Raw genomic sequence first — 24,114 nt, 5'->3', positions numbered from 1 at the left:
CCGGCTGGCGCAAGAGCAGGCGTACTGCCATTGAGGTTGGTTTGAAGGTTGTATATACTCGGGCGAAAGTAATTTAAGAAGTCATAGCCCCTTAAGGAACTATGACTCTTAGTTTATTTTCATTTTCCATTAAAACGATTCAAAAACACCATAATGCTTAGTAATCTATACGATGTTTGAGTTTATTCATCACAGGCATCTTCCATGAAAAGCAATTAAATTCTACTTTTCACCCTATTAAGGCTACTTTTGCATCAATATAGCCTTCTCAATAAAACTAAAACGGTTTAATTCATTCTAGTCAACAAATTCCATGTAATACGAATCATCTTTAGAAAATTGTATTAAAAATTCCTCTAGAGAATTTGCAATTAAGATTTCATCGTAAAATATAGGGTTCCCATCATCTAATCGTTTTATTGTGAATAGAACTGTTTCATTTACTTCAAAAAAAACGTACTCATCAACAAGGTCATCATAAAGATCTATGTCAGGAAAATATTCAAAATCATTTTGTTTTAACCTAAAGTCTCGAACTGACAATGGATCCATCAGACGATTTATATTTCCACTGTCTCCCTTTAAAAATCCATAACCTAGCTCCATATAAAATTCTCTTAACTCCTTTGGGAATGTGATGCCCAAATCATTTTCTGCTTGTTTAATAACAGTTTCGTCTAATGGATAGAATTGATTGTTTTTATTCGCTTTTAAGAATTCGTATTTCATAATTTCCCTCCTCTAAATAACTCCCTGGCAGGTGAACCAGATCCATGAATTCCCGCCTGATGCTCATTTGGAAACTTGGCTGGGTGTACATTCCACCACATATGATCTACGGCGTAATTATTTTCAATGATATGATGAGCATCATACTTATCACCTTTATTTCTTACCAATAAACCAGTCTTCTCTGAAAAAATATCTTCAGTATATGTTGGCCACTTTTGACCAGTGTTTAACTCCCATTCACTAACAAGTTTGTCCTTTACTTTATTAAACTCTCGTCTATGGACCCTTGTTTGCTCTTTTGTAAGAGGTGTGTAATCTTTTTTCTTAGAGCATCTTTTAAATTTTCAACCTGCAATTTATCAAGTTTTCTACCAGTTCTTCCTTCTATATCCCGAATATACTCTCTAATTAACGATCCTTTGAGTTTAGGTTTAACCCCACTCCCTACCTCAATCTTCCTTAACTGCTCCTGCTTTACCGCGCCAACATCTTGTTGAATCCTTCGCGAATCCATCGCATTATATGGCACACGATCCCTGTGCCTCCGGCTGGCGCAAGAGCAGGCGAACTACCATTGAGGTTGGTTTGAAGATTGTCCATTCCCCGGGCAAGGCTGTTTTTCACTTGGCCAGTGGCGCCTTTTACGGCAAGGCTCGCTTGGCCAGTGGCTATTGTAGCGCTCATTTTCATGTTTTTTGCATAGGTGTTGAGTGCTTGTACTCCTCTGGTTCGCGTGTTACTCTGTTTTATAACTAATAATAGCCTTAATGAAATTTGAAAAACGTGGGCAGTTGCACAACTGCCCACGCATATAAGATTTATTTTTTTTGATCAGAGAACTATTAAATCCTGTATGCTTCATCGTAAGCTGTAAGGAATTTCTCTGGTAGCCTTAGTCTACAGTACTTGTCTGCTTTTTTGAATGTACAAATGATTGATTCTTTGTCATTGTTAATAGCTAATGATTCTCCAAACACAATTAACAATAATTTCTCTTCCAATAATTTCAAGCCTGCACCAAAAACTCCGTATCGGTCATCAATGCTAAACTCAAATACAAAAGAATCTACAAAAAATTTGCAGTTCATTTTCGTCTACATTTAAAGATCTATGTGTTAACTTATGACCAAAATACTCATCTACCAAGAAATATATTTCTTTGATGTTTAAATTTTCCACTTTCAAACTCAACTCCTTTTTTTACATTACTTAATAGGAAAAGCGGATAACACTTAATCGAAGGTATGGACATCGCCTTTGATCATATATTGTCCCAATTCATTTTGAGAAACGATTTATTTAGAGATTTTATTATACTTTTCTGTTATATCTTACTAACCGTATAGAACAGCCGCAGCTTAATTAAGCTACGGCCGTTATTTAATTAAATACAAATGTAACTAATTCATCTGTTCCATAAGTAATGTGTTCTCTTTTAAGGATAGGTTCTACTTTTGTTTCAAAGAAATACAATAAAATCACTTTTCTAAAGGTAATTCCTAAGCCTCTCCTATTACTTAATGGAATTGATGATTTCGTTTTCACTCCATCTACATAGAGAGAAAATGAGCAATGCTCGTCATCTACTTTTTCAAGCTGAATAAATGTACCATTGAGCTCTTTCTTCCCATACACGAACTTCCTAGCCGAAACGCCTACTTTTTGTAGACCTTTTATAAGATCATTAATAGAAAGGTTGTCAGGTAGGTCTCCACGATATGAATCAATGTATGTTCTGCTATAACCATTCGATAACTGTTTTAGAAGAAAATACATCGCTCCATCGGATTCATTTTGAAACTCTTTCAAATCCGCCTTTTCTGGTGAATTTGTTTTTTCTTGCATGAACAAACTGTACTCCCAACCCTTGTCCGTTTTTATTAATTGATAATAATTATCAAATGGATGACTATTTTCTCTCACTCCATTTGTAGTCGCAATAACAGGAAAATTTTCTTTTTCTAATATTTCCTGAGCTTGTTTGATTGAGAAAGTCATATTATTCCACCTCTATTATTTAATCTCTATTATATAATCGTTGTCCAATAAATCCTTTACAGTCGGTTTTATAAGCTCACCATTTGAATTATAAATCCTCGAATTTGCAGTATGATATTGTATCCCTCCACCAGGCCGGTCAAACCATGGCGCAATCTTACCGCTGTCAACTTCAAATGCTTCTAAAACTCTATATTGATAATACTTAGCATCGTCACTATGCAACGCCAACGCTCTTTGTTCGTAAGGCGTCCCATCTGGAGAAAGAAAATTCCCCCCAGGCTCTCCATAACGATCAATTACTTGCCCCGGCTTTAACTCCGTTCTCACTACGTCCCCATCAAATCCGTTATTAGGCGGCCAATTAATATCACCTGTTTCTTGATTATAATATTGAGGATTATCAAATGTCTTTTTGTTCGACAAATATTTATCGTCCGAAGGACGAAACTTCCACTCATCAATTTTAGCCTTATCCGTAGGGTTAATGGTGGTCGCATCTTGCGTTTGATTTGCCCGGTTGGTACCGCTGCTCGTACTCGTTTGACCTCCAGAACCTGCTCTTTGCGTTTCCGTCGCTCCTGTAGGGCTTTCAACTCTTTTGACATTTGTTTGACTCATATCCCCAACATCTGACCGGATCTGCGCGGTATTTAACGTATTATATGGTGGCATCACCCTGTTCCCATTTCCAACTAATGCTAGAGCTGGACCAGTGCTCGTCCCGATTCTAAAGTGATCCATTCCTTGCGTTGTCCTCAAACTCAACCCAAGTTGATGCTGCGTCCCATAGCCCGGCACGCCGCCAAGTCGGCCCGCCGTGCCAACCCGACTTGCATTCGCTATTTTCGAGACTCCTTTATCGCCGACAACCGCTGTACCAATAAGGCCCAGAGCATAGCCAGTCCACTCGCCTCTACTTTGAGCATCTCCATTAATCACATCGTCCTCAAATGCGTGCCATAGTTCAGTTGCGATTTCCCCTACCAACGCAGGATCATCCACAATCGCACCAATAAATTCGACCGTGTCATTGTACACGCCTATCGGGTCTGTTACGAGATTAACAACACCTTCGACTGCATCCCCTACCGCATTTACAGCTCCGCTTCCTACACCTTTAAAAAAGTTGAACGTTGCATTCAACCATCCCCCGCCTTCATCCACATCTTGCTCAATTGGGGGCGCCACGCATGCCTGAATCGCTTGTTCGTCATTCATCATCGCACTAACTGGGAACCGATTCATGTAATACCAACTCATTGCCTTGAGTCCACCTGGGATGTTGGCATAGGCACCCGTGTAGAGGAACTCAAGTGGTAACGCGGTCTGGTACATCACGCTTTCATGTCCTGTCAGGTCAAATGGATCTGGTGGCGTCATCTGGATCGCTTCGGTAACGAGGTTCGCGTATAAAGCCTCTACATTCGAATCGACTTCGGCAAGCGTTCCTGCTGATAGAATTGCCCCGCCGCTCGACCAGTTTGCGACTTGAGAGACGACGTTCGTTACTTCTCGGAGCGTGCTTTCAGCTTGGGCTAGCAATGCTTCATTTTGTTCGTCGAGGGCGTGTAATGTCTCAATCGTTTCTTTTGCGTGGTCTTTGCCACGGTCTACCTGTCTTAAGACCTCTTCCATTGAAAAAGGCGTAAGCGGGAGAATATCACTGATGGATGTGCGGATTGATTCAATTTCGTTGGCATCCTCTGTTGCCGTTGTGGCGATGCGATCGAGCCCGTTTTTTAGCTCACCAGAAAGAAACTCCTCCCTAACGATGGCCGAGCTTGATTCAAAGCCTAGTAAGTTCGATTTTACTCTATCTAATTGTTCCATGTATTGACGAATGAGTAAATGAAACGCTTCGAGAACAGGTAAATGAAGCCTCCTAAAATGGTCTTTTAACGCCTCTCCGCCTTTGCCTTGCAAGGTCTCTAGTTGTTCAATCTTCTGGATGCTCGCTCGCAAGCTTTCAATGTTGTCAGAATCCTGTTGCTTGGAAATTTTGATTTTGTCAATCGCATCCATCACTTCTTGTACATCAAGAACTTTCATTCGTTCGGCATCCTTTCCTATCATTATCTATGGCTTGCGAGTGAGCGATCGACTTCTCCGTATGTTTTAACAAGCTCCTCACTTTCTTGTTGCACGCTTTTGAACACATCTAAAAACGCCTTGAGTTGAGTAGCGTATCCACTTTCGAACTCGGCCAATTTTGAAAGAAAGGCCATTGATGATGTCTCAATCGCCGGTTCACTATCTGAAACTATGAAACTTGCTTTTTCACCTGCTTCACTTAATACGCTTAGTACTTCTTCTTCATTCACTTTAATTTCTGGCATAAGGGGATCACCTCTCAATTTACGTTGATAGACGGTTCCGCAATGTTTGCAAAGACGTTTCCATTGTTAGTATAGAGGTTAAGCACCTAGACGCCTCACCTTGCAGATTGGAAATTTCTGATTCGATAGAGCTAAGCATTCCCTCAGCACGATCCTGCGCAGCTACGTACGATGCGTGCAACTCACTTCGAATATCCTCATGCTCGGATGCTGCATTGCCGCGCCAAGCGTTGCCATCAATCTCTGGCTCGTTCATTCTCGCTTTATGGTTATGGAGCATTTCTTGTTCAGTGCTTAGGGCATTTTTTGCTTTTTTTAACCGCTCAATCTTATCTTCTGTATTTCCGAGCTGTGTGCGCATCGTGCCAAGTTTCGTTTGCAAATTAAGAATTTTCGTCAAGTCAGCCACAGTAAAAACGACCCTCCTTTTCTACTTATGGTTTTTGCAATGTTCCTTCAATAGCTACCATTCACTTTTTCCTTTTCCATTTTATAGGAACATAAAGAAACTGTCTATTAAAGTCAAATTACGTTTACTAGATTATTTGTTCCCTACAGACTATAGTAAAAAGTGTACACAAAAAAAAAAGAACCCCCCTATAGTATATAAAGGGTTCCCTTTTTTTTCAGAACTTCCCCAGCGCAGGGGGCTCCTCCATTAACTCAATATCGCACCTTGTCCAACGAGCGTGTCTTGCAACTGCTTCACGTTAATCTCTCGTGGAGAGCAAGATTCTTTTACAGCAAGAGCGGCGGCGGCTCCAGCAGCTTCACCGATTGCGAGGCAGATTGCTTGAACCCGGAAAGAGCCGAGGGCTTCGTGAGTCGCTGAGATGCAGCGGCCGGCAACAAGAAGGTTGTTCAGTCCCTTTGGTAGGAGTGAGCGATAGGGGATGTCGTAGTGGGTTCCTTTCGGTAATTTGTAGATTTCGGTTGTAGCTGAGTCTGGTGAGTGAATGTCAATCATATAACAAGATTGCGCGATGCAGTCGTCGAACTGCTTTAAGTCGACAATATCTTCTTGTGTCATAACGTAGTCTCCGATGACGCGCCTCGTTTCACGTATACCCACTTGTGGCGCCGTTTGTAGAAGTTCTGCTCGCTCGAAGCCCGGGACATATTCTTTTAGAAAAGCGATTCCGTCTAGCACTTGTTCCCGTCCGAGCACTTCCGCATCTGTCAGATCACGCGGATCGAGGGCATTTTTTCCTTGAATTCGGCCAAAGTTAATGCCGACAACGTTGTCCATCCATGGAACGGTAAAGATGGCCGCGACATGATCTCGGTTTACTTTCGTTAGAAAGCCATCTCGCTTGGCTTGTTCAATTTCCCGTGCGAAGCCTGTTGCATTTAAATAGTGATAGCCATCATCGGTTTTCCAATAACCACGGCGTCCTTCTTCGTCAAGCTTATGGCCGAGAGCGGCTGTATCAACGTTGCCGAGCACGTACATGAGGGAGGAGGGCTGGGTACCTCCGTCTTTATCTCTACCAATCTTGCAGGTCGCCCCGGCTCGTTCCGCCACGTCTCCATCACCTGTTGCATCAATAACATGAGTCGCCAGCAGCGCCTCCCTACCTGCCTTGCTTTCAATGAGAATCGCTTCGATGGTGCCGTCTTTCGTAATCGTATCAACAATCGTCGTGTGGCAAAGAAGCTCGACACCTGCTTCGGCGAGGAGCTCAAAGGCAAGTATTTTGTATTGCTCTGCATTAAAGGGCTCCCAGCCTTTGCGATCGGTCATGATGAGACCACCTCTATCATAGAGCTTTTGTCGAATTTCTTGAAAGATGCCACCGGTAATAAAGCGCTCTTTGTCATGATAGCCATATGCGAAAGATGTCACCATCCCCGCTGTTCCCATGCCGCCAAGAAAACCGTGGGATTCAAGTAAAATCGTTTTGGCACCGTTACGTGCAGCACTTAAAGCAGCACCAATTCCTGCAGGACCTCCTCCACATACAACAACGTCTGCCTCTCCTCGTACGCGCACTTGTTTTTCTACTTCTGTGATCTGTCTCATTTATAGGACCTCCGTTTTTCTTATTCTTTTGAACCAGACATAGCTAAGCTCTCGATGAATTGCTTCTGTGCGAAAAAAAAGATGACTAGCACAGGCAACGTCGCTAGAACAGATGCGCTCATGAGCGAGCTCCAATCGGTTCCTGCTTCATCTGTAAATAAGGAGAGCGCGAGCGGCAAGGTCATTAACTCCCTTGAGTTAATAAAAATTAAAGGCTCCAAAAACTCGTTCCAGTTCGTTAAAAAGGTAAAAATGGTGACCGTTGCTAATGCCGGTTTTGATAGCGGTAGCATAATCTGCAAGAAAATTCGAAAGCGAGAACAGCCATCTATTCGGGCTGCATCTTCTAATTCAGCAGGAACTTGCTTAAAAAATTGTCGCATCACAAAAATGCCAAATGCTCCACCAGCACCAAAGATTGGAATGATGATTAACGGCCAATGTGTATCAATCCACCCTAGTTCTCTCATAAACAGAAAAAGCGGAATAATCGTGACTTCGCCGGGGATCATCATCACACTTAAAAATGCGAGAAAAACAAGATTTCTTCCCTTAAAAGGGATCCGAGCAAACGCATAGCCTGCTAGAGAGGCAAGGAACACGGTCCCAATGGTGACGGCGGCACCAATGTAGATGCTGTTGAACATTTGTCTCAAAAAATACGTACTAGTTAACACATTGACATAGCTGTCCCACTGGATTGGGTTTGGAATGAACGTTGGTGGCAGTGAAAAGATTTGATTTGGATCTTTTAATGACGTCGTCACCATCCAAATAAAGGGAAGCAGCATAATTGCTGAGATAATCGTTAAGAGCATGTAACGAATACCTGTGGACATGGAATTAATCTTCATTGTAAACCCACCTTTTTCGTAGCCACCATTGAATCAATGTGAATGCAAAGATAAGAAAGAATAGGATAAATGCAGCTGCCGAAGCGTAGCCCATATCAAATAACCGAAACGCTTTTTCCCAAATATAGTAGACGATCACTTTCGTGCTACTTTCCGGACCTCCACGTGTCATCACAAAGATTTGGGCGAAGATTTTCATCGCCCCAATGATTGTAATAATAGTTGCTAAAAACACGGTTGGGGAAATAATGGGAAGCGTAATGTTGCGAAATTGACGCCAGCTTCCAGCTCCATCAATTCTTGCCGCTTCATATAGATTTCTTGGGACCATCTGTAATGCAGCTAAAAACAGGACCATGTTTAGTCCTACATTTTTCAACACACTTGTGACGATAACTGCTGGCATCGCCAAGTCCTTACTATAGAGCCACGCTTGTGGTTCAATTCCAACCCAACCAAGGATGGAGTTAATAAATCCGTAATCAGTCGCAAACATATAGCGCCAGACAATCGCCCATACAACAAGTGTTGTGACTACCGGTACAAAGACAATCGTTCGGAACATGCCCATCAGTGGTAGCGGATGGCGCAGTAGCAGTGCCAATCCAAGAGCAAGAAAAATATTAAAAGGCACAAGCCCGGCAGTAAACAAAATCGTATTGCCCATCACTTGTTGGAATTCTGGGTCTTGGACAATAGCTCGATAATTCGCCGTTCCAATGAACTCCGACTGACCAAGCAACGGCCAGTCTGTAAAGCTCATATAAAAGGCAAAGCCGATTGGCACGAACATAAAAACAGTGAACCCGATGAGCATCGGACTAAGAAACAACCAGCCTGCGAGGGTATCTTGTTTGAAAAATGGCTTCCGCCGTTTTGTTTGGTTTTGTTCAGGTTGCGTATCTACATTCATTTCTTAATCCCTCCGCAGCTCACTCTTGCACCAGCGGATTAATACTCGCTTCCATCTTTTCAAGAATGTCGGCTGGTTCCGCAGTCTGCCCAAATAACCGGTCAAACCCTTGTAGAATGTGATTGTCGATGTTTTGCCATTCAGGGTGAATCGGTAAGACACGTGCTTCCTCGCTTAAGCTTAAGATCGTTGATTCCATGCTTTCCCGAGGAGGATTACCAGGTTGTTCAATAAATGCATCCGATTCAAGTACCGATGCGCGTGGTGGTGCAAAATAAGTAGAGGTTGCTTCCATTCCAGTCTCACTCGCAAAGTAGCGAATGAGATCAAGCGCTTCTTCTGGATACTCGGTTCCTTCAAACATCACATAACCTGCCTGACCAAGAATGGGCGCGCGTCCTGCTGAGCCAAGGGGAACTGGCGCAATATCCCACTCAAATGCGTCAATGCCTCTAGCCGTTGATACATAGCTATAGACATCAAAGAACATCCCTACATTACCAGCTTCAAATGCAACCTGATCGCCTGCGCGTGGATGAGAGCGATCTTCAAACATCATTCGATCGAGCATCGCTAATGTCGAAATACCAGCATCACTGTTCCACGTAAACTCGGTTGTCTCTTCGTTAAAAAGGTCGCCTCCCTCAGCTCGCGTATGAGCAAGTAGGTTTTCCCACGTTTCCCAAGCCCGAAAGAAATTGGCACCGTAAACACCTTCATCTTCGGCAATAACAGCTGCGGCTTCTTCAAAAGCCTCCCACGTCCAGTCTCCTCGACTTTCAAGTTCTTGTGGTGTGTCTAAACCTTTTTCTTCAAACAGGGTTTTATTGTAATAAATGATATGAGGTGGACTAGAAAACGGCACACCATAGAGGGCGTCGTCCACTTCGTACTGGGTAATCGTGCCTGGCAAGATATCATCGAAGTTAAATGATTCATCTTGTCGAAGAACCCCAATGTCTGCAAGAATGTTATTCTCGATAAATTGTGGCACCATCCGTTCAGCCGCCCAGCCGATGTCTGGAAGTTCTTGTCCAGCCGCTAATACCGTCATATTTTGCTGGTAATCTGGAAATGGTGTTGTTTGAATCGTAACGTTTACATTTGGATGATCGACGTAATAGGCCTCTAATAATTCTTCATAAACGGCAATGTGGTTTTCATTGCCCCATGTTGAAAAGGTCAATTCAATTTGTTCTTCTCCATCATTTGTCGCCGACCCACCAGAGGAAGAACAGCCTGCCACAATAAGCAAAAATCCCGCGCTAACACCCCATCTTTTCATCTTAGATCCCCCTTTTTTGTTCTTATTCTCAGTTTAAATAAAGCGCTTACAATTCGGGAGGGTGCTCGTTTTTGATTTGGTATCTTTTATTCAGGTCTTTGGTAAAGTGATTGTGACGGACATCCCTATTCCTTCCTCGCTCTTAATGGTCAGCACAGCTTGTTCTCCTAAAAGCAGCGCAAGTCGCTCTGCGATATTGTTAAGCGCCACACGGTTTCCAGTTCCAATACTCATGGACTGCTTCATTCCTTGCCCTTGATCTCTCACTTCCAAGTAAGAAAACGTGTGATCTTGCCACCCCTTTACTCCAATTCTTCCTTTTATTTCACCATGTTGATGTCCATGCACGATGGCATTTTCAAGCAACGGTTGAAGAATCAATTTTGGGATGAAGAGCGTCAACATCTTCTCTGGTATGGAGATATCAAACGTTACTTTTCCTTCTAATCGTTTTTCTTGAATGGCTATATACGCTTTAACGAATAACAGTTCATCTCGCAAAGGAACAAACCGGGTTTTCTGATCGATGCTGTAGCGGATAAGGCGTCCGAGAGAAGCGACCATATCGGAAAGTTCGTATTCATGTTTTGTAATCGCAATCATATTTATATGTTCTAATGTATTGTAAATAAAGTGGGGGTTCATTTGCGTTTGCAGTGCTTTTATTTCGGCATCTTTTTCACGTATTTCGGTTTGATACACTTTTGCAATCAGCTCGTTAATCTGCTCCATCATATGATTATAGCTAAGAGCAAGTTGACCCAGCTCGTCTTTCGAAGAAGGCGTCATACGGTGCTGAAATTCTCCTTTTTCAGCCTTTTCCATCATTTGGCGTAGCTCAAAGATTGGCTTGGTTAATGAACGCTCAGCGACTCGCGCTAATAAAAGGATGACCCCTGACACCGCTACCATTAATCCAATGGTGACGATTCGGAGTGACTGGGAGGCACCGACAATTTCATTTTCTGGTAACAGCACAATCGTCTGAACCTCTCCACTCGATTGCCGGAGCACCGGTAAATAATTTACGCCATCAGCCGTCACTCGTTCACGTTCAACAAGGGGTTGTCCCTCTTTGTCTACTTTCTTTAAAATAGGCGTAATGGCTTTTCCAGTTTCATAAATGAGCTGTCCATGACGATCAACCATTGTGATAGACGCTTCTTCTGACAAATCCACATCTGTTAACAGGGATTCAATATAGCTCATTTCGATATCGACTTTAATCATGCCAAGGGGACGGAACCCATCTGGATCTCGGAGTAAGCGGCCAACTGAGAAAACGGTCTTTTCGTTCCCAACCATATAGGCTGGCTCGTGAGCAGGCACGAGCAAAGAAGCACCTTCTCCTTGTTGAATATTCTGATGCCAGAAGCTAGATTCATCACTAAAACGATGTACCGTTCGAGGTGAACCGAGATCGCTAAACAAACTTCCATCTCTTGCAATAATATGAACCCCAGAAAGCTCTTTTCGATTATAGGAGAGGGTAGATAGAAACGAACTCATGCGTTCAAGTTCTTCCGTTTGTGGATAATAAGAATAAGAATCCTCGGTTCGGTTCTTTAAAATCGTTAAAATTTCTCGATCGTATAGAGGAAGAAGGGATAATCGGTGCATTTCATCAATAAATGCATTGACGTTCTGATTCAATTGATCAATCACTTGTACCGTGTAATGGTACGTTTGATCCTCCAACGTTTTCGAAAAATAGGAATAGGTAATCATTCCCAGTAGATTTAAAGGCACCAATACAATAGCGAGAAACAACACGATGATTTTCTGTCTCAGTGACATGCTTTTCCCACCTCACTTTTGTTGCATAAACGTTTTCTTCCTGTACTGCGTCGGTGTACACTGTTTTTCTTTCTTAAATAGCTTCATAAAATGTTTCTGACTTTGATAGCCTGACATTCTCGCTATCTCGTAAATGCGCAAGTTGGTTTGATGAAGTAACGTCTCAGCCCGTTTCAACCTTCTTTCAGTGACATACGTAGAAAAGTTCTTTCCACTCTTGTCTTTAAACCATTGACTGAAATAAGTCGGATGTAAGTGCACAAGCTTAGCTACATCTGTTAACGTAATGTCTTGATCTATATGCGCTTTAATATAGTCATCCACTTGCTGAATGAACGGATCTTCGTGATAGCTCTCTTCCACCTCACTTAATCCGGCTTTAATTTCATCGAAAGCAGCTACCACTTCTGTTCGATCAATCGGCTTTAATAAATAGCGACTCACCCCGTGCTGAATAGCTTGCTGAGCGTACGAAAATTCTTCGTGACCACTCACAACGATAATGCGCACCTGTGGAAAATAAGCACGGACTTGTTTCATTAACGATAATCCATCTCGTTTCGGCATTCGAATATCCGTTACCAAGACATCAGGACAATCATGAGCGAGCAAATGGAGCGCCGTCTCGCCATTATCGGCCTCACCAATAACGGTAAAATCCCTAACAAGCTGATTCACAATTGTTACCAGTCCTTTTCGTATCATTTTCTCATCTTCTGCAATAACAACTTTATACACTTCCATCCCTCCCTTTTATAGAAAAAGAACCTTCTTGATCAGAAGGTTCCATTTCGCTTACTCAGTAAGATTCGTTTGCATTCTAAGTGATTCTACTCGCATGGCAGCATCACCTTGTGAATCCGCTCCAATTTTCAACAGGTCTTGACCCGTTTGTGCGATCGATGTCGAATGGAATAAAAACTCACCCTCACGATACACGTCGTACGTCGTTCTTCCTGTTGAAACAAGCGTGTACCGTGCTTGAGCAGTTGGATTCATTTCCACTGAAACAGTCGGCTGATTTAGTCTGTCTTGGATCCACCCTCTCTCACCATCATACTGAATAAAAATTGATTTTTGTTGGTTGCCATGTCTAATACTCATCTCGTTTCCTCGGCTTGGTCCCAGAACAGCGAGATCTGCTTCAAGGGTAAAGTGAAAATCAGGCAAGTAAAACCCGCTATGTGTGAGGTAATGAAAAGAACCGCTCCCTCTTCGCTCTTCTTGAATGTCAACGAACCCAGCCCCTTGCTCAATGGTTCCTTGAGCCGCGCTTCCCTTAGCAACTTGCCAACGTCTCGTGTAATCGACAAAGGATTCGTCAATGACATTCCAGACCTCTCCTTCACGAACCTCAAATAACACGGAATTTGTCGAAAGACGTTTTCCTTTGTAATACACTTCGGCTTGAACCGATGCAAATCCTTCTGAACCTGAGTAGAGCCTCCCTTGATCTATGCGCACAATTGTTGGATCACTTGATGTGAATTCAACGTCTAATTCCTGCTTATCAATGAGGGATCCGTCGTAACGTTCGGCTATTATTTCGAACTCAATTTCGCTACCTATAGTGACAACTACATCCGTGGAACGTAGTGTGGCTTTAGCCATGTCTCGTACTTCTTCATCATATATGGCACGAGCAAGCGCAATTTTTGTTGACCCGCGTTGTCCTGCTTCATAGATCATGTAAAGCTCATTCTCCGAATAAATATACGAACGAGAAGCCGCTCGTCCGTTCTCTGGAGCATTTTGTGCCGGCTGATAATAAGCGCCTAAATGAATTTCTTGATCAAAATTTTCACCAACATCGACTACATATTGATTGCCGGATCCTCCATGAACCGTTACGTAATGATTGCCGTTATAAGGAAAGTAATACGCACCAGATAGATTCCCTCCTTGGCCCGGTTGAGGTGAGATTAGCGGTTCCTGCTGTGTCTCCCATTCACGGCCATCTTTCGACCACGCTAAATAGATTTTCCTCGTGCCATTGTTATTTCCCATTAACGTCATGACGTAACGATTGTCTTTCCCTTCAAGTTCATGCTCGAACACCCGCGCATAAGAGGCTTCATTAATTCCTGTATAATCACTCGTGCGAATGACCACTTGCTCATAATCAAAATGAATGCCGTCTTCTGATGTAGCAAGGCGTGTCACTGAATTTTCTCCATGGAAATAGAGAAATAACTTCTCTTCTTCTTCATTCCATATTGGATGTGCTGAAGCAACGTGGGATACACTGTAATGCGGTTGCCAATCTCTTGCGATAATTGGATTCCCACTGTATTCCATCCAAGGACCTTTGATAGAATCCGCATAAGCAAGCGCAATACCACCAGGTCTATCATGAGGTCCATAGTACATGTAATAGGTTCCAAGAGGTTGGTCAAAATAATCTTCAGCTCGAATGACTGTCGGGAAATCATATTCTCCTGTGGGATTGTACACCAAATCATCTGGATCAATGATCGTTTGTTCATAATAGAATAATGGCAATTCATGTGTCTTTCCATGAGCACCCGTCACAATCAAACTTCCAAATAAAAAAACAACCAAAAAAGCAAACGCTTTCAAAATGCGTTTCATGACATCCCTCCTCTTATTGTTCTATTTAGTATAGCGTGGTCGCATCATTTCTATATTCCTGCTCCCTTAAGATCTAGTAGTCTCGAATTAAGATATTGGAAACAATTACTCTCCGCCAAAACACTAGCCAATCCCTCATCCTTCCCTTATGCTTAACAGAACAAAAGTAAGGAGATGCTCTATGAAAACAGATCGACAACTAACGAGCTTAATGGCTTCCATTCGTGTGTTGAGCTCGACCCGGGAATTGCCTGATGTCTTACGCCAACTCTTACAAGAAGCCTTACATGTCATTGATGGCTCAACGGCTGGCGTTTTATTTTTATATGACGAACAACAAGACGTTCTTTATGCAGAGAGCGCAATCGGCTTCAACATGGAAACATTAGGAAAAGTCCGCTTAAAGCCAGGGGAAGGCATGAGTGGTAAAACGTTTCAACAGAAACGAGGCAACATTTATTCTCATCTTCACGACACTAAAACAGGCATGGCCAACTTAAGCACTCAAAATGCCCTATATTATGAACAATCCTTGCCTGAGTTAGCATACCCAGTTAGCGCTCTTTCTGTCCCTCTCTATCTATCAGATGGGACGTGTATTGGCGTATTGACGGTTGATATCTTTGAACGAAAGCATACATTCGAGCCAAACGACCTCGACCTATTAGAAACGTTTGCACGGCAAGCATCTATTGCTGTAGAGAATGCGCGCTTGTATTCTCAAAATAAGCGAACGCAAGAAATCCACCAAGCACTCTCTCGGGTGTCCCTTTCTTATGGAGGATTGAATGACATTACAGGTGCTTTAGCTCATTTACTATCAAAGCATGTCGTCGTTGTGAACGAATTTGCTGAAGAATTGTCTAGTTATCCAGAACGATCACCATTTGCTCTTCCGTCTACTCTCTTAGAAAGCATGCTAACATCACTTTATATTGAAAAACATCAAGGTGTACAAACATGGACAATGGATAACGATCAAACAGCGCTGTACACATTTCCAATTCAAATTGATACAGAACCAATTGGGCTTCTCATTATCATTGGAAGTAAAGAAGCCATGTTAAATCCACTTGATCAAGTAGCGATTGAACAGGCTTTACCTATTTTCGTGATGGAGCTTCACCAACGAGAAAAACAAGATGTCGACGATCTTATGTATACTGCAAGACTGCTAGAAATGGTTATTCATTCATCAGAACCTGAAGCCCCGACTCAAGAATTGCTCATGCACATTCCCACAGGTTCGCATCAGCGTTATGTGATTGGAAAGCTACAGTTAGAGCATTCAGGTGTACCGGTTCCGATGTATAATCGTATGAAGCAACAGCTTATGCGTAAAGTGTATTATGAACAATCTAAACTAAGCGATGTCACCATTGTCTACGAACGCCATTTTGATTTGACGTTTCTTTTTACGTTTTCAAGCGCAACCATGCCCTTAACTATTAGAGCGTTTTTGAACGAATTGCTATCCTATACACAGTCTAAGTGGAACCTATCTGGTTATGTAGGTCTTGGTCGCCATGTATCCAAGCCAACAGCTCTAAAAGAATCCTATATGGAAGCCGTTCGGGTCATTCACTATTTGCAGCGTAAACAACGTCCGAATGAACTGGTCGACTTTGATTCACTTGGCCCCTACCGCTTATTTTTGAATATGAACGAAGAAGAACTAACAGACTACGTTTTTGATAAACTAGGCACACTAATGACACATGACTCATCAGGTGAATTACTCAACACTCTCTTTGTCTATATGGAACAAGGTCAGCGGTTAAAAGAAACAGCCCTTGTGCTTTACGTTCATGTAAATACCGTAAAGTACCGGTTAAAAAAAATCTATGAACTCCTTAAAATAAAAGGGTTTACAGTAGAAGAAGCCTTTAATACCCATTTAGCTTTAAAAATCGCAAACTATTTAGAAATAAATTCATTTAGCCACAAAAGACAAAAATAAGCCGTGAATTTTGTCGAATAAGACTATAGAATTGTCTGTCTTTTTAGACTATAGTCAGATGTAAGCATTTGTTCAGACTCTTTTGTCAACGAGCAGTGCAAGACTTTGACAGAGGAGGAACCGGTTTGCAACCTATTTATTTAGCACTTTTATTCATCGCGATCATTGCCATCGGTGAGGTCATTTCCATTAAATCTCGAGCAAGAATTCCAACATTACTTGTGGTTGTCGCAACAGTGTTCGCTTTGTTACAAACGGGGATCTTACCTGAAGAGTACATTGCTGCCTCAACATTCGTTGCTGTCGGCGGCGTCCTTGTACCTGTATTAATTGTTCATTTAGGGACAATGATTCCATTAAAAACCATGTTCAAACAATATCAAGCTGTATTGATTACATTAATTGGTTTAGCCTTTTCTGTTATTGGTGTCATCGTTATTGTCACGCTTCTTTTTGACTATGCAACGGCTGTGGCAGGCGCCGGTCCCATTACAGGCGGAATCATTGCGTATATTGTAACGGCAGATGGATTAAGAGAAGCTGGCTTAACAGCCATTATTGCTATTCCTATTACTGTTTTTACTATTCAAAATTTCTTTGGAATGCCGTTAACATCTATTTTTCTCGCTCGCTATGCGAAAAAAATTCGAGCGGATGAAACCGCTGCAGACGCTGCTCAAGGGTTAGCGCCTGATTCAACAGAAAAAGAAAAAAGCTATGTGCTTCCAAAAGAATGGATGCAAAGCCATTTTGTCATTATTTTTCTCCTTTTCGCAGGTGGTGCTCTTGCCGTCTTTTTAGGACAGTTTACAGGTATTAACGCCAGCCTTTGGGCACTCGCTATCGGTGTAGCCGCAGCGGCCCTTCGCTTTTTACCAGAACGTTCAATGGAAAAAGCAAATAGCTCAGGTATCACGATGATTGCGTTAATATTCGTTGTCATTAATTCCCTCATCGGTGTCACTTGGGATCAAATTGTCGCTTCCCTACTACCGGTTATGGTTATTATGATTGTCGGCATTGCTGGGCTCATGCTCGGTGCCATTATCGGAGCAAAGCTTTTTAAATGGGATACGAATAAATCGATTCCGGTTGTGCTTACAGCCCTTTATGGTTTCCCTGGAGATTACCTCATCGTTGAGGAGATTAGTCGTAGCGAAGGTCGAACCGAGGCCGAACGTCAACGAATTATGGATGAGCTAATGGCGCCAATGTTAATTGGTGGCTTTACCTCCGTAACAGTCGGCTCTGTAGCAATCGCAAGTATTTTAATATCAACACTTTAAAAGGAGACGGTTTACATGACGATAACAGCTATTACAAACGTAACAATGATTGACGGTACAGGCAATGACGCCATTGAACAGGCAGTTGTGCTTGTGGAGAAGAATCACATTAAAGCGGTAGGCACTTCTCAAACCATTACCATTCCTTCAGACGCAACGATTATCGATGGAGGTGGTCAATACCTCCTTCCAGGACTCATTGATACTCACGTTCATATGGCACTTGAAATTAAAAATGTGCAAGAATCGTTATTAACACCTTTCTCGTATCGATTCTTTGAAGCAGCCAAGCGACTAGAAACGACGATTCAGACAGGAATTACTTCTGTTCGCGACGCAGGTTTTGCTGATGCAGGTATAAAAAAAGCCGTAGAAGACGGGTTAGTAGCGGGTCCTAGAATGCAAGTAAGCATTAACCCTCTTACGATTACAGGCGGCCACGGCGATAGTTGGAACATTTCAGGAATTGATACGACACCACCTGTTTATCCTGGCATGCCTGATGGAAAATGTGACGGTCGTGAAGAAGTACGCAAAACCGTTCGTGAAATGTTGCGTGCCGGAGCTGATGTTGTGAAAGTCCATGCGACTGGTGGCGTGTCAAGCCCTACCGATCATCCAGAATTCACTCAGTTCTCTCAGGAAGAACTTGAAGTGATGGTCGAAGAAGCAACGTTTCGTAAAGGTGTGAAAGTAATGGCTCACGGTCAAGGTGCAGAAGGGATTAAAAACGCTGTTCGTGCCGGCATTCATTCCATCGAGCATGGCATTTTTATTGACGATGAAGCCTTGGAGCTTATGCTTGAACATGGTACCTATCTCGTCCCAACCCTGCTTGCTCCTCTCGCCGTCTTAGAAGCTGCAGAAACATCAAACACGATGGCTCCTTATGCCATTGAAAAGTCAAAAGAAGTGATTGATATTCATAAGAAAAGCATTGAAAAAGCGTACAAAGCAGGTGTGAAAATCGCAATGGGTACCGATGCAGGTGTTTTTCCACACGGCATTAATCTCCGAGAGCTTGGTCTGATGTGTGAAATTGGCATGTCGCCAATGGAAGCCATTGTTGCGTCAACGAAAACCGCTGCAGAATGTATGGGCTGGGGAGAAAAAGTAGGTACGATTGAGGCTGGTAAATGGGCTGATGTCATTATCGTAAACGGTAATCCACTTGATGACATACACATTTTGGAGAACCCTGAACACATTACTTTTGTGATGAAAGACGGTAACACCTATAAAGATACACTTGCCATTTAATAAGTAAAACTGTCCTTTTAGGGGCAGTTTTTTGTTTTTTGTAGGCTACTTGCTTCTTACAGCACATTTCTGTATACTATTACTTAACAAAACGTAATCATTACGTTTTAAAAAGGAGGATACATTTTATGAGTTTACCTTCACAGTTACAGCAATTATTTGCAGAAAAACTTACTATACATAAGCGCTATCGCTTTTCTATTGATCAAGATCTTCACATGATGGATACAGCTTTCATTGTAAATGAAATTATTACGGCTTCTGAAGAGGAAATGGAGATATTATTCCCTATCTTGACCAATATGAGCGAAAACGAAGACACCTTACATGACTATCTTGAGTATTTAGCAACCATCTATGTACAAACAAATGAGAGGCATTCGACGTTCTAGCATTCAGTTAGCCGTTCTCTATCTGCACGATGATAAAAAAAGGAGATAAGGGCTAATTAGCCTCTATCTCCTTTTCGCTTTTATTATAATTCTTCCCCATTCGTTGCAATCACATTTTTGTACCAAGCAAATGAAGCTTTTTTGGAGCGATTTAACGTACCATTTCCTTCGTCATCCTGATCGACATAAATAAAGCCATACCGCTTTGACATTTCCGATGTTGACATACTAATTAAATCAATTGGCCCCCAAGCCGTATACCCAAGCAAGTTCACACCATCTTTAACAGCCTCTTTCATCTGTTCAATGTGCTGCTTCAAGTAATCAATTCGATACGTATCCTTTATCGTGCCATCCGCTTCAACCGTGTCGTACGCCCCTAAACCGTTCTCAACAATAAATAATGGTTTACCATATCGGTTGTGGAAATCACGCAGGGTAACACGTAAGCCTTTAGGATCAATTTGCCAGCCCCAATCGGATGATTCAAGATACTGATTTTTCACAGCACCTTTGACTAGGTTTCCAACCGTATCCTCGTGATCACCGTGGGTCGTAACTGAAATAGACATGTAATAGCTGAATGAGATAAAGTCGACTGGATACTGCTTCAAAATGGTGTCATCTTCTGCTTCTTTTTCAATCACAATCTCATTCTCTGCAAAGAACCGATTCATATAGGAAGGGTACTCACCTTTAGCGTGAACGTCTGTAAAGAACAAGTTCAAATCATTATCTCGTTGCGCTTTTAAAATATCGTCTGGATGGTTGGTTACTGGATAAGTCTGCATTCTTGCCAGCATACAACCAACTTGGGACCCTGGGATAATCTCATGCGCTAATTTCGTCGCTAAAGCACTTGCTACGAACTGATGGTGAACCGCTTGGTAAGCAATTTGGTCGCTTGTTTTATTCGGAACACGATCAATTAAAACCCCGCCACCTGTATAAGGGCTATGCGTCATAACGTTAATTTCATTAAATGTTAGCCAATATTTAACAAGGTCTTTATAACGCGTAAACACCGTTTCTGCATAACGTGTAAAGAAGCCGATGACTTCACGACTGTACCACCCATTATACTTTCGCGTAAGCGCAAGTGGTGTTTCATAATGTGAAAGTGTAACCAATGGTTCGATCTTGTATTTTTTTAACTCTTTAAAGACATTTTCATAAAACTGCAATCCCTTTTCATTCGGCTCCGCATCATCTCCATTCGGAAAAATACGTGCCCAATTTATGGACAGACGAAATACTTTAAAACCTAGTTCTGCAAATAGGGCAATGTCTTCTTTGTAACGGTGATAAAAATCAACACCATCTCGTTTCGGGAAGCGATCTTCTCTTTTCCCAGCCAACACATCTTCAATGTATTCTGACGTGACATCCATCGCCATATTCATGCCCCGTTTTGATTTTGGAATATACGGGACCATATCAGCAGTTGAAAGGCCTTTTCCATCTTTATCAAATGCACCTTCTACTTGGTTGGCAGCTGTTGCGCCTCCCCATAGAAAATGTGAATCAAATCCAGTTATTTCGTTTTTCATTTTCTCATCGTCCCTTTCCTGTTCATTTCTTTGGGGGCCACTGCGCTGCAGCCCCCAAAACGTTTAGCGAATAATGGTTAACAGTTGTTCCCCTTCAAAGATAAGACCAGATTCGTTCATAGGAAGGACATCTAGATAATCTGGTGTATTCGTTACAATGATCATCGTTACCGTTTGAAATCCAGCTTCCTTGATGGCCTCACGATCAAACGTTATGAGCGGTTCCCCAACCTCAATCCGATCCCCTACTTGTACGAATGCTTCGAAGTGCTCTCCTTTGAGGGACACGGTATCAATTCCTATGTGAATGAGAATTTCTTCGCCTTCGTCTCCTTTAATCCCAATCGCATGTTGAGAGTCAGGAAGAACCATGACCTCTCCAGATATAGGAGCAATAATCCGATTTTCTGTCGGTTCAATCGCGACGCCTTTTCCCATAATTTCCTGGGCAAACGTAGGATCAGATAAGTCTTTTAAAGGTACTAATTCTCCTTTTAATGGGGAGTTGATTGCTTTTTCTTTACCTGAAGCAACGATTTCCTTTTTATTTTCTACTACTGGCGTTGAATCGTTTTCTTCTGGTATGTCTTTAAAACCTAAGACCAATACGAGCACAAACGGAATGACAAGCGAAAGAACAAACAGAAGAACCGCTACGACAATCGCGCCAACCGCACCACTAGGATCTGCAAAAACAGGAATCGAAAATACACCTACTAAACCACCAAGAGCAAAGGCTTTAAAACCATACCACCCTGCAAAGGCACCAAGTACACCACTTGAAAGCATGGCATAAATAAACGGTTTCTTTAACTTCATGTTCACTCCATACATGGCTGGTTCCGTAATACCGATCATCGCTGAAATACCTGAAGAGGCAGCTAATTGTTTTAACGCTTTATTTCTCGATCGAACTGCAACACCAAAAGCTGCCCCTGATTGAGCTAAATTGCTAATGAACATCATAGGTTGCAAAAATGTATCGGTTCCGCTGGAGTTAATGTTCTGAATCGCAATTGGAACAAACGCATAATGCATCCCCGTCATGATAACGAGCGGCATAAGACCACCTAGTAGCAACCCTGCGACAGGACCTGCGACATCAAAAAGCCAAACAAAAACAGTTGAAAGTCCTTCCCCTAAATTCGATCCAAGTGGACCAATAATCCATAACGTTATAGGCAAAACAATTAAGAATGTAAGTAAAGGCGAGAACATTAATGAAATAACAGACGGTACTACTTTTTTAACGCCGTTATAAACATATTTTAAAAGTAGAACAGATAAGATAATGGGAATAACACTCGATGCATAACTTAAGACAGGGATGGAAATGAACGAAAGATTAAACAACGTAAAACTTGTTTGATCCGTCAGTCCATTAGCAGCATCAATAAATGTTGGATACATCATCGTCCCAGCTACAATTAAAGCAAGATACTCATTTGTCTTTACTTTACGAGCTGTAGAAACAGCTAGGAAAAACGGCAGGAAATAAAAGACACTATCGCCAATCGCATTTAAAACCGCATACGTATCACCTGTATTTGTCATCCAGCCAACGGTTACAAATAAAGCCAGAAACCCTTTAAGTAAACCGGCGCCTGCTAAAGCCGGAAGAATAGGAGTGAACACACCAGAGATAAAGTCCATAACAGACGAGATGACGCCTGACTTTCCACTCTTTTGGTCGTTTTTTCCCCCACCTTCATTTTCTACTAGTGGTTCTAACTCTGCGTAAACATCAGCCACTTTGTTTCCAATAATGACTTGAAACTGATCGCCTGAAAATTGAGCGCCTAATACGCCATCTATTTGTTTAATGGCTTCAATGTCAACGTTGTCTTTGTTTGTTAAATTAAAGCGTAAACGGGTAACGCAATGCCATGCTTGATAAACGTTTCCTGCTCCGCCTACATGACTAAGGACTTTTTCTGCTAGTTCCTTATGCTTTGTCATTGTTTTCCTCCTATTTTGAGCATAAAAAATACCCAAACAGTCGACGTATGCCGTACCGTTTGGGTAATGCCTGATCAAATCAGTAACAATCCTCTATGACTCTTCATTATTCAATTAACGTTTGGTCACACGCCAAACATGTAAAGTAAGATATAGCCTTTCATTGGATGAAAGTGTCCAACCGTATTTTGTTTCCAGTAGTTTTGCTATCTTTTCAACCGCCTGATACGCTTTTTCATACTTCGTTTTCACTAGCTCCAGAAGGGTTTTATCCACTTCCTCTTGTTCAAGTGCGTCTTGCTTCATTTGTCGTATTAAAAAATAGCGTAGATGAGTAACAAACCTTGTATAGTTCAAAGAATCCTCGTCTAATTTAATCTGAAAATGGTATTGAACAAGTTCAATCACACGATTAATCAACTCTGTCATCTTTAATGTTTCTTCCATTTTCGTTTTGTTTTCTTGCTGACCATTCACAAAATGATAGGTTAGAAACGTCTCTTCGCTTTTCGGTAACAGCACATCAAGCTTGTCAAATACTTGACGAATGGCTTCCTTCGCTGCTTCATATTCCTTAGGATAGAGATTTTTCACTTCCCAGCGGCTCGCTTCAGCATAATCAATTCGTTCATTTGAGCGTTTGATTGCAAAACTTAAATGATCGGCAAGGGTTAAATAAATAGAGTTCGTAAATGTAACCTTTAAACTGGATTCAGCATTTTTAATAATTTCTACTGATACGTCGAGGACTTTAGGATCAATTTCATTCAACACTTGCATAATAGGCTTTCGAGTAGAAGATTGTTCCGCAACAAATTTACGACGAATGTCCTCCTCAGGAATGAGGTCGCCCTTGCTTTTCTGAAAACCGACGCCTGTTCCCATGATAATCCACTCTAACTCAGAATCATCTTTCACCAATGCAACATTGTTATTGAATGCTTTTATGAATTTCATACTACGTCCTCCACCTATCCAAAAACAACAAAAATCCCATCTTAAGAAACACAAAAAATGCTTGCGTGCTCTTAACATAGGTAATGCCTGATCGAATCAGTAACAATCCCGTATTGTATTATGATTACACCATACTGCTTTTTGTAACCGATGTCAACTAGTATTCGTTACAACCTTTAATAGAAAACCTTTCCATCTTTATGCTAAAGTGAAAGAA

20 protein-coding genes are annotated in these 24,114 nt (G+C 41.9%); 4 read left to right on the top strand and 16 right to left on the bottom strand.

The annotated features are described in order from the left end of the window. Positions 1–297: 297 nt before the first annotated feature. From FPV17_RS03320 to FPV17_RS03260, 13 genes are all read right to left on the bottom strand, one after another. Positions 298–729 (bottom strand): SMI1/KNR4 family protein, encoded by a 432-nt coding sequence (locus FPV17_RS03320; protein ID WP_055735555.1) that lies wholly within the window; start codon positions 727–729, stop codon positions 298–300. A 259-nt stretch (positions 730–988) separates the two neighbouring features. After that, positions 989–1,261 (bottom strand): hypothetical protein, encoded by a 273-nt coding sequence (locus FPV17_RS22340; RefSeq protein WP_144557990.1) that lies wholly within the window; start codon positions 1,259–1,261, stop codon positions 989–991. An 851-nt stretch (positions 1,262–2,112) separates the two neighbouring features. Then, entirely contained in the window at positions 2,113–2,730 is a 618-nt protein-coding gene (locus FPV17_RS03310) for a hypothetical protein (protein ID WP_144557988.1), read from the bottom strand. A gap of 15 nt (positions 2,731–2,745) precedes the next feature. After that, positions 2,746–4,782, bottom strand: a complete 2,037-nt coding sequence (locus FPV17_RS03305) for a T7SS effector LXG polymorphic toxin (RefSeq protein WP_186370719.1) — start codon at positions 4,780–4,782, stop codon at positions 2,746–2,748. 23 nt (positions 4,783–4,805) lie between these two features. Next, the gene (locus FPV17_RS03300; RefSeq protein WP_035398307.1) at positions 4,806–5,069 is read right to left on the bottom strand and encodes a YwqI/YxiC family protein; all 264 of its coding nucleotides are present in this window, start codon (positions 5,067–5,069) and stop codon (positions 4,806–4,808) included. Positions 5,070–5,088: 19 nt separating this feature from the next. Then, positions 5,089–5,478: a DUF5082 domain-containing protein gene (locus FPV17_RS03295; RefSeq protein ID WP_144557985.1), complete on the bottom strand. Its 390-nt coding sequence runs from the start codon at positions 5,476–5,478 to the stop codon at positions 5,089–5,091. A gap of 249 nt (positions 5,479–5,727) precedes the next feature. Next, the gene (locus FPV17_RS03290; protein WP_144557983.1) at positions 5,728–7,092 is read right to left on the bottom strand and encodes an FAD-dependent oxidoreductase; all 1,365 of its coding nucleotides are present in this window, start codon (positions 7,090–7,092) and stop codon (positions 5,728–5,730) included. Positions 7,093–7,112: 20 nt separating this feature from the next. Continuing rightward, positions 7,113–7,946, bottom strand: a complete 834-nt coding sequence (locus tag FPV17_RS03285) for a carbohydrate ABC transporter permease (RefSeq protein WP_144557981.1) — start codon at positions 7,944–7,946, stop codon at positions 7,113–7,115. Continuing rightward, positions 7,936–8,859, bottom strand: a complete 924-nt coding sequence (locus FPV17_RS03280; RefSeq protein WP_144557979.1) for a carbohydrate ABC transporter permease — start codon at positions 8,857–8,859, stop codon at positions 7,936–7,938. Before FPV17_RS03280 ends, FPV17_RS03285 begins: the two co-directional genes overlap by 11 nt. A gap of 19 nt (positions 8,860–8,878) precedes the next feature. After that, a complete protein-coding gene (locus FPV17_RS03275) occupies positions 8,879–10,144 on the bottom strand; it encodes an ABC transporter substrate-binding protein (protein ID WP_144557978.1) in 1,266 nt (421 codons plus the stop codon). A gap of 90 nt (positions 10,145–10,234) precedes the next feature. Then, positions 10,235–11,941 carry a cache domain-containing sensor histidine kinase gene (locus FPV17_RS03270; RefSeq protein ID WP_144557976.1) on the bottom strand — a complete coding sequence of 569 codons (1,707 nt, stop codon included), beginning with the start codon at positions 11,939–11,941 and terminating at the stop codon, positions 10,235–10,237. A gap of 12 nt (positions 11,942–11,953) precedes the next feature. Beyond that, positions 11,954–12,679: a response regulator transcription factor gene (locus FPV17_RS03265; RefSeq protein ID WP_035396290.1), complete on the bottom strand. Its 726-nt coding sequence runs from the start codon at positions 12,677–12,679 to the stop codon at positions 11,954–11,956. A gap of 57 nt (positions 12,680–12,736) precedes the next feature. After that, a complete protein-coding gene (locus FPV17_RS03260; protein WP_144557974.1) occupies positions 12,737–14,533 on the bottom strand; it encodes a glycoside hydrolase family protein in 1,797 nt (598 codons plus the stop codon). A 181-nt stretch (positions 14,534–14,714) separates the two neighbouring features. Between FPV17_RS03260 and FPV17_RS03255 the strand changes: the two genes are divergently transcribed. From FPV17_RS03255 to FPV17_RS03240, 4 genes are all read left to right on the top strand, one after another. Continuing rightward, positions 14,715–16,493 (top strand): helix-turn-helix domain-containing protein, encoded by a 1,779-nt coding sequence (locus tag FPV17_RS03255; RefSeq protein WP_055735547.1) that lies wholly within the window; start codon positions 14,715–14,717, stop codon positions 16,491–16,493. A gap of 125 nt (positions 16,494–16,618) precedes the next feature. Continuing rightward, positions 16,619–17,779, top strand: coding sequence for a hypothetical protein (locus FPV17_RS03250; RefSeq protein WP_144557972.1), 1,161 nt, complete (start codon positions 16,619–16,621; stop codon positions 17,777–17,779). Between the two features lie 15 nt (positions 17,780–17,794). Beyond that, positions 17,795–19,039: a metal-dependent hydrolase family protein gene (locus FPV17_RS03245; RefSeq protein WP_144557970.1), complete on the top strand. Its 1,245-nt coding sequence runs from the start codon at positions 17,795–17,797 to the stop codon at positions 19,037–19,039. A 128-nt stretch (positions 19,040–19,167) separates the two neighbouring features. Beyond that, positions 19,168–19,431, top strand: a complete 264-nt coding sequence (locus FPV17_RS03240) for a hypothetical protein (protein ID WP_035396283.1) — start codon at positions 19,168–19,170, stop codon at positions 19,429–19,431. A gap of 83 nt (positions 19,432–19,514) precedes the next feature. On the opposite strand, the gene FPV17_RS03235 is transcribed toward FPV17_RS03240, so the two are convergent. The 3 genes from FPV17_RS03235 to FPV17_RS03225 form a co-directional block, all read right to left on the bottom strand. Next, positions 19,515–20,981 (bottom strand): glycoside hydrolase family 1 protein, encoded by a 1,467-nt coding sequence (locus FPV17_RS03235; RefSeq protein ID WP_055735543.1) that lies wholly within the window; start codon positions 20,979–20,981, stop codon positions 19,515–19,517. A 63-nt stretch (positions 20,982–21,044) separates the two neighbouring features. After that, complete coding sequence (locus FPV17_RS03230) at positions 21,045–22,940, bottom strand: beta-glucoside-specific PTS transporter subunit IIABC (RefSeq protein ID WP_144557968.1); 1,896 nt, start codon at positions 22,938–22,940, stop codon at positions 21,045–21,047. 114 nt (positions 22,941–23,054) lie between these two features. Beyond that, positions 23,055–23,897, bottom strand: coding sequence for a PRD domain-containing protein (locus tag FPV17_RS03225; RefSeq protein WP_035396276.1), 843 nt, complete (start codon positions 23,895–23,897; stop codon positions 23,055–23,057). Positions 23,898–24,114 lie beyond the last annotated feature (217 nt).

Source organism: Shouchella miscanthi (genome assembly GCF_007725405.1).
GTDB lineage: Bacteria > Bacillota > Bacilli > Bacillales > Bacillaceae_D > Shouchella > Shouchella hunanensis.
Note: the sequence above shows the minus strand (reverse complement) of the source record. Positions and strands in the feature narration are given on the sequence as shown.

Bases quoted from the DNA above. Each gene is read 5' to 3' on its own strand.
- FPV17_RS03320 (WP_055735555.1), bottom strand. From the start codon at position 729: ATGAAATACGAATTCTTAAAAGCGAATAAAAACAATCAATTCTATCCA.
- FPV17_RS03310 (WP_144557988.1), bottom strand. From the start codon at position 2,730: ATGACTTTCTCAATCAAACAAGCTCAGGAAATATTAGAAAAAGAAAAT.
- FPV17_RS03305 (WP_186370719.1), bottom strand. From the start codon at position 4,782: ATGAAAGTTCTTGATGTACAAGAAGTGATGGATGCGATTGACAAAATC.
- FPV17_RS03300 (WP_035398307.1), bottom strand. From the start codon at position 5,069: ATGCCAGAAATTAAAGTGAATGAAGAAGAAGTACTAAGCGTATTAAGT.
- FPV17_RS03290 (WP_144557983.1), bottom strand. From the start codon at position 7,092: ATGAGACAGATCACAGAAGTAGAAAAACAAGTGCGCGTACGAGGAGAG.
- FPV17_RS03285 (WP_144557981.1), bottom strand. From the start codon at position 7,946: ATGAAGATTAATTCCATGTCCACAGGTATTCGTTACATGCTCTTAACG.
- FPV17_RS03280 (WP_144557979.1), bottom strand. From the start codon at position 8,859: ATGAATGTAGATACGCAACCTGAACAAAACCAAACAAAACGGCGGAAG.
- FPV17_RS03275 (WP_144557978.1), bottom strand. From the start codon at position 10,144: ATGAAAAGATGGGGTGTTAGCGCGGGATTTTTGCTTATTGTGGCAGGC.
- FPV17_RS03270 (WP_144557976.1), bottom strand. From the start codon at position 11,941: ATGTCACTGAGACAGAAAATCATCGTGTTGTTTCTCGCTATTGTATTG.
- FPV17_RS03260 (WP_144557974.1), bottom strand. From the start codon at position 14,533: ATGAAACGCATTTTGAAAGCGTTTGCTTTTTTGGTTGTTTTTTTATTT.
- FPV17_RS03255 (WP_055735547.1), top strand. From the start codon at position 14,715: ATGAAAACAGATCGACAACTAACGAGCTTAATGGCTTCCATTCGTGTG.
- FPV17_RS03245 (WP_144557970.1), top strand. From the start codon at position 17,795: ATGACGATAACAGCTATTACAAACGTAACAATGATTGACGGTACAGGC.
- FPV17_RS03240 (WP_035396283.1), top strand. From the start codon at position 19,168: ATGAGTTTACCTTCACAGTTACAGCAATTATTTGCAGAAAAACTTACT.
- FPV17_RS03235 (WP_055735543.1), bottom strand. From the start codon at position 20,981: ATGAAAAACGAAATAACTGGATTTGATTCACATTTTCTATGGGGAGGC.
- FPV17_RS03230 (WP_144557968.1), bottom strand. From the start codon at position 22,940: ATGACAAAGCATAAGGAACTAGCAGAAAAAGTCCTTAGTCATGTAGGC.
- FPV17_RS03225 (WP_035396276.1), bottom strand. From the start codon at position 23,897: ATGAAATTCATAAAAGCATTCAATAACAATGTTGCATTGGTGAAAGAT.